General features: G+C 44.6%; 2 protein-coding genes. One reads left to right on the top strand and one right to left on the bottom strand.

What is annotated here, in order from left to right; translation table 11 throughout:
- On the top strand, window positions 1-472 hold a 472-nt coding region (locus A3729_RS27965), incomplete at its 5' end, for a LysR substrate-binding domain-containing protein (RefSeq protein WP_231877521.1).
- 6 nt (window positions 473-478) lie between these two features.
- On the opposite strand, the gene A3729_RS27960 is transcribed toward A3729_RS27965, so the two are convergent.
- Window positions 479-934, bottom strand: a 456-nt coding sequence (locus tag A3729_RS27960; RefSeq protein WP_197476199.1) for a lysophospholipid acyltransferase family protein, incomplete at its 5' end; no start/stop codon positions are given.

The following is a 934-nucleotide window of genomic DNA, read 5'->3' as shown; positions in this document are numbered from 1 at the left end:
GCTAATCGAAGGCGAGGTGTCTCACCCCGACTTAAACATTAGGCCTTGGATGGATGATGAGTTAGTGGTCTTCTGCGACCCGAAATCTGAGCTAAGTACGCTTTCATACGTTAGTGACCAACAGCTAAGCAAAGCAAAATGGATTCTGAGAGAGGCAGGTTCAGGAACACGGCAAGCATTCGATAACGCAATGCAGGGAGTGCTTCATGAACTTAATATTGAACTCGAACTTCAACATACCGAAGCCATCAAACGGGCAGTAGAGTCAGGTATGGGGATTGGGTGTTTGTCGAAAGTTACCTTAAACGATGCTTTCAAACGCTCATCGCTAATTGCCTTAAAAACACCACAGAGAGATTTCAAACGAAAATTTTATATCATCACACATAAGGACAAATACCTAAGCCCTGGCATACGAAATTGGCTAGAGCTTTGTTTTGAATACGCAGAACTCCACAATACCTATTCATAGCGGCAACTACTGATAAACTGGCCCTTCTCCATCAGGACGGGTTTTGAAGCGCTTATGCTGCCATAGATATTGTTCAGGATGACGCTTAATTGCTGCCTCTAGCGCCTGATTCCAAAGCTGCGCATCCTTTTGCGGGTCCTCACCAAAACCTTCAAAAACGGGTGAGAAAATGACTTCATATTGACCATTTGGTAGCCTAAACGGTGCGACATGCAAAACAGTCGCTCCCGTTTCACGCGCAATCCAACTTGGTGTAGAGATACAACCCGTACTAACACCAAAGAAAGGAACAAATAGGTCACAGCGTTTACCGAAATCCTGATCAGGAGCATACCAAACCTCACCGCCCCCCTTGATAAACTCGAGCATCTCTTTTAATTGATACTTACTGAAGCTTTGAATATCAAAGTTACGGTTACGCCCACTTTCGATCATCCAGTCTATTACGGGGTCGTTATTTGG

It is taken from the genome of Oleiphilus sp. HI0043 (assembly GCF_001634935.1).
The sequence above is the reverse complement of the archived record's forward strand: the minus strand, read 5'-3'. Positions and strand labels throughout refer to the sequence as shown.